At 44.3% G+C, this 5,242-nt stretch carries 7 protein-coding genes and 1 pseudogene; all 8 read left to right on the top strand.

Annotated features, from left to right (window positions below):
* On the top strand, positions 1–822 hold an 822-nt coding region (locus ACEW9I_RS21200), incomplete at its 5' end, for an RNA-guided endonuclease InsQ/TnpB family protein (RefSeq protein ID WP_373542312.1).
* 49 nt (positions 823–871) lie between these two features.
* The gene (locus ACEW9I_RS21205; protein WP_373542313.1) at positions 872–1,018 is read left to right on the top strand and encodes a hypothetical protein; all 147 of its coding nucleotides are present in this window, start codon (positions 872–874) and stop codon (positions 1,016–1,018) included.
* Positions 1,019–1,059: 41 nt separating this feature from the next.
* Positions 1,060–1,617 (top strand): siphovirus Gp157 family protein, encoded by a 558-nt coding sequence (locus ACEW9I_RS21210; protein ID WP_373542314.1) that lies wholly within the window; start codon positions 1,060–1,062, stop codon positions 1,615–1,617.
* 73 nt (positions 1,618–1,690) lie between these two features.
* The gene (locus ACEW9I_RS21215; protein ID WP_373542315.1) at positions 1,691–1,990 is read left to right on the top strand and encodes a hypothetical protein; all 300 of its coding nucleotides are present in this window, start codon (positions 1,691–1,693) and stop codon (positions 1,988–1,990) included.
* A gap of 218 nt (positions 1,991–2,208) precedes the next feature.
* Positions 2,209–2,628, top strand: a complete 420-nt coding sequence (locus ACEW9I_RS21220; protein WP_373542316.1) for a hypothetical protein — start codon at positions 2,209–2,211, stop codon at positions 2,626–2,628.
* A 16-nt stretch (positions 2,629–2,644) separates the two neighbouring features.
* Positions 2,645–3,049: a zinc-finger-containing protein gene (locus ACEW9I_RS21225; RefSeq protein WP_373542317.1), complete on the top strand. Its 405-nt coding sequence runs from the start codon at positions 2,645–2,647 to the stop codon at positions 3,047–3,049.
* A 70-nt stretch (positions 3,050–3,119) separates the two neighbouring features.
* Positions 3,120–4,076, top strand: coding sequence for an ArdC family protein (locus ACEW9I_RS21230; RefSeq protein ID WP_373542318.1), 957 nt, complete (start codon positions 3,120–3,122; stop codon positions 4,074–4,076).
* Positions 4,077–4,543: 467 nt separating this feature from the next.
* A pseudogene (locus tag ACEW9I_RS21235) lies at positions 4,544–5,242 on the top strand (hypothetical protein); the annotation flags it as partial.

Raw genomic sequence — 5,242 nt, forward strand, 5'->3', positions numbered from 1 at the left:
AAAGCTGATGGTTGGTTCATTCAATTAATGCTCGAAGACACATCAGTACCTGAGTTCACCCCTGATGAAATTATTCCAACTTGGGATAACTCAATTGGTTTGGATGCAGTACTTCACCAAGATGTTTATCTAGCAACATCTGAGGGTGAAAAGCTACCTTCGCTCAAGCCACTACTCAATAATCAATCGAAACTAGATCGGATTTCAACCAAGCGGAATAAGCGGAAGCGGGGAAGTAAAGCTAGGCGTAAACTGGCAAAGAAAGAGGCTAGACAACATCAACGTATTGCTCGTTCTCGCCAAGATTTTCACTATAAAACCGCTCACAAGCTGGTAAGAACTTGTGCTAAATTCTTCTTCTATGAAGATCTTAATCTGAAGGGTTTAACTAAACGCAATAAAGTTAAGCAAGATGATGCTGGAACTTATCTCCCTAATGGTCAATCGGCAAAATCAGGACTGAATAAGTCCTGGCTAGATGCTGCATTCGGTCAATTCTTCAAGACACTGGACTACATAGCCGCAAAAGCTGGAGCAGTTATCATTTCAAAAAAACCTGCTTATACCTCAATGGTACTCAGTTATCGGAATGAAATTATTTTCACCGATTGCAGTATTCGAGACTATTGGGATGAGCAAAACTCTTTGATGGTCGATCGCGATATTAACGCCGCGATCAATTTAAAGAGACTTGGGTTGGACATTTTCCCAAGTATAAAACGCCGTAGTGGGAATCTTTCTGTAGTCGGAACTATGGATAACAGTACCGTGAAGGAAATTTTGTATACCCTTAATCGGGCTGCAAAGATGCACACGTCCTAGCTTTACTCAGCTTAACGTGTGGAGTATGTCACTTATTCACAAAAAACCTATGCCTAGTTTAACAGTTTCCAAGCCTAAGTCCAAGACCAAATTACCTATCCCCTTAACTCCTGCCGAACTGGACGAACAGGCTCAGTTAGCGCACGATGAAGCCTTATGGCAAGATCGGTGTGATTACTATCAGTCAGTACGATAATTATTCTTTATCGCCCAGGTGTATCGCCTGGGCTTAACTCTATGACTTCATTAATCGATCTAGGTGGCATTAAAGATGCCATGCTCGAAGCCATCCTCGATGCACTGGAAAATCCCGATCCCGAACATCCCGAACAAGAGGTAATTCTCCAATCCCAGTTGGCAGAATTAGAGTTGGAGATCGCCAGCAAAGTTGATGCGATCGCGGGCGTTTTCGCTGCCAAACAAGCCGAGATTAACTATCTCGTCGAACGCCGGGAGCATTTCGACAAATTGGCGAAGTCGCGGCAGAATGCGATCGATCGGTTGAAAGCTTATGTCAAACTCGCCCTGGAGCGACAGGGAGCAACTTCGTTCGCCGGAAAAGAAGCTAGTTTAAGATTGGTGAAAAATGGAGGAAAACCGCCTGTGTGGGTAAATCCCGATATCAAACCGCAAGATTTTCCCTTGGAGGTTGTCACTGAACGCATCACATTCTCTGTGTCTACCGAATCAGTTCGAGCGAAACTGCTCGAAGCTGGAATTGATGAGTTAATTGGCGAAGATGGACGAATTTTGGCGAAACTGCAAGAACGAGGAACGCATCTAAGAATTGGCTAGAATAGAGAAATCTCACTAACTGCAATTAGTGAGACTTCTCCAAAAAATCGTTACTTATTACTACCTTAACACTATGTCCCTAACGATCGAAACCGAACTCAAAGATGTTCTTGCCAAAATCGACCAACGCCTCGAACGAATGGAACAAGGTCAGAATGAATTGAAGTTGAGTGTGTCTGAACTCAAAGGGGAAGTTAAGAACCTCAGTACTGAACTTAAGGGTGAGATTAAAACTCTCGATACCAAAGTTGATGGACTATCAACACGAGTTGGCAACCAAGAGTTTTTGTTAAGAACTATTGTTGGTGGACTAATTCTAATCATCCTTGGTGGTGCCGCCAAAATGTTTTGGAATTTACCCACTTCTTCGTAGCTTTACTACCACAATCACTCATCGCATCTAGCACCAGTTTTCAAATGTGACTGGTGCTTTTTTGTATTCTTTTCTCACATTACTAATCTCTAGAAAATAAGCATTATGTACGAATCGAACAATAAAAAAGTTGAGAGAATTATCAATCTCATTCAATCTCATGGATGTATTGGGGAACCCGTTCGCACCGACTCCAACTAATATAAAGGATTAATATCATGGTAGTACGTGAAATTGACTGGAATATTTGTCGTGGACTCCCCACCAGAACATATCGAAATCTCAATAATGGTTTGATGAGCGTTCAGCAAAAAATCGGTAAATCTTGGTTGGTTGTTGGGCACTTAGATAATCTGGTTTTGAAGTATCCCACCTTCTTTGTCTCAGAAGCCAGCCGCCAGCGGGTATTACGAGAAGGGCATAAAAACGTACATGCCTGGGGCTGTGGAATGCTCTTGGGGCAAAGTCTACCAAAATTACCGCCGATCGAACCTATCTTTTATTGTCCATTTCAACAGTCTTATTTTTCCTGGCAACGAACTGGTAAACGATTAGAGCGCGCCGATTACCTGATTATTATCGACAATCAGGTTTACTGTCCCGTCGAACTAACTCAGTCTCAATTAACACTATTTTAGCGATCGAATTTAATTAATGGCTACTCCAAATTGTCCCTACTGCGGCGAGCGAGCCAAGTTGATGCCCTCAACCGAATTTTATGCTAGTGGTATCGATTATGGGTTGCTGTATGTCTGCCTACCCTGCGATGCACGGATCGGTGTACGCACGGAAACCGCTCATCTACCAGAACCCGAACCATCGGGGTTGATGGCTAATGCCCAATTGCGATTCGCCAAGAAGAAAGCTCATAGTGCCTTCGATCTGTTGTGGCGACGGGAGCTGATGTCAAGAGCATCAGCATACAAATGGCTGGCTGCCCAGATGCAAATCCCACCTAAAGAATGTCACATTGCAATGTTTGATATTACTCGATGTCAACTTGCTGAGACTTTATCTCATGCCAAATTTATTGAGTTTCAATCTGAAAAAACGAAATAAGAAAATTCATGTCCGACCATCGCCAGCGATTATCGATCGCTGGTTTTTTAATATTTAGGAGTAATTAATCATGGCTACAAAACAGAAAGCGACACCAATCGACAAGTACGAACTCATCACAAATCAGATCTGTACATTACTCGAACAAGGGATTAAACCGTGGCGAAAACCGTGGAAAGCTGGATACGATCGTATCCCATTTCAAAACTTGATTACTCGCCACGTCTATACTGGTTCTAATCCTCTCTGGTGTGCTGTCTCCAACCTCACTAACGGACACGATTCGCCATTCTTTATCACCTTCAAGCAAGCCAAAGATCAAGGTTGGCAGGTCAAGAAAGGCTCAAAATCTGCTTGGATTAGATTTGCAGGGATTACCGAGAAAGAGGCAGAAAATGATGCTGGTGAAATTACCAAGGAACGAATCAAGTTTTCTAAATTTAGCAGTGTCTTTTCGATGGATTGTATCGATGATTTAGATGCGGATAAGAAGATTGTTGACTTTATTCAAGAGTTAACTGATGACACTCCCGATAATCTTGACCAGCGGATTTTGACGATCGATGAGTTTATCGCTAATACTCAAGCTGCGATCGTTTACGGTGGCAATCGAGCTTGTTATAGTCCCAGTCGGGATGAAATTAGGTTGCCAGTATTTGAGAATTTTAGCAGTGCTAAAGCAGCGTATTCAACCGCCGTGCATGAGTTGGGACACTGGACTGGACATCAAAGTAGACTCGACCGTGAAGGGATGAAATCTACTTCTCATGGGGATGAGATCTATGCGTTTGAGGAATTAGTCGCAGAATTAACTAGTGCCTTCGTTTGCGATCGGTTATTTCCTGAATATATGGAACAAGATTTAGAACATCATGCTAATTATTTAGGTGGATGGCTGACCGGATTAAAGAAAGATGACAAGGCATTTTTTCGGGCTGTAAGTCAAGCACAGAAAGCGGCTGATCACCTAATCGATTTGAACGACAAGCCAATCGTTCAGACAGCCTCTGAACTAGTTGCTGCCTAGCTCCAATGCTTCGCCTGCTTGGTGCAACGCACGCTGTAGGGGAGCGAAGAAAAGACGTGCCGTTCGCGGAGCGTCTCGCAGAGAAGGCGGAAACCTCAGCGCGTAGGGCTTCGCCCCGCCGTTCGCGGAGCGTTCCGAAGGAAAGGCGTATGCATCCGCTTGATGGATTTGAAGCCTCGGAGATCGTTGAATTACTGAGGCTTTTTGTATTTCTTGATGCAAATTTACAGGTATCGATTATGTCGAGATTTATCGAAGCGTGGCTATATTATCGCGATCTTAGAAGGGGTAAATACGAACAGCGTAGTTTTCCAATAATGGAAGCATTACTCGATGTTTGGTACGAATGGTTTGCCTGATTTATAGTGGTTTGCCCACTCCGATCGAGCTTTCGATCGACAAATTGTACTATTAAATATTTCAATTTATTTACCAACTGCCCGTAGAGCAATCTACGGGCTTTTTTTATGCAAACTATTACTAAAATTAGCCCAGTTCGCGAGTTTAATGAAAGATTAAAAGCTGGGGAACGGCTGGGGCAAGCGCAGATTGCTGAGGTAATGAACCATTACTGCGGGAGCAGTGCGAATGGATCTTGGTCGTGGAAGCTCGCTACAGACGCGATCGAATCCGCAATGGCACTCTATCTGCTCCAGCAACCGGACTTGAGTTTGGCTCAGATGCGGCAGTTGCAAGATTTGACGGTAGACCACCGCGTTCGTAGCCAGGAGCAAATCGATTTACAACAGTTCTCTTCGCCGCTGGAGCTAGGCTGGTTAGTCGGTCGAGCTGCGATGGCGAACGCTGATGATGTCCTAGCCGAACCAAGCGCGGGAACGGGCATTCTCGTTGGTGCGAGTATCAACCAGAGAGTCAAACCAACCACGATCGTCCTCAATGAGTTTTCCAAGTCTCGCCGAGATCTGTTGCGTGAAGTCTTTCCATCCGCAGAGCTATTTTCGGTAAATGCAGAATACTTGAATGACATGTTGCTCCAACGCATCAAGCCATCAGTCATCGTCATGAACCCCCCGTTCTCGCGCAGTATTACCAGTACCAAGCGTAATCCCGATGTCTGCTTGCGTCACTTGCGATCGGCGTTGCTAAGGTTACTGCCCAATGGTCGGTTGGTGGCGATCGTCGCTCATTGGTTGAGTCCAAATAAA

It is taken from the genome of Chamaesiphon sp., assembly GCF_041738855.1.
GTDB lineage: Bacteria > Cyanobacteriota > Cyanobacteriia > Cyanobacteriales > Chamaesiphonaceae > Chamaesiphon.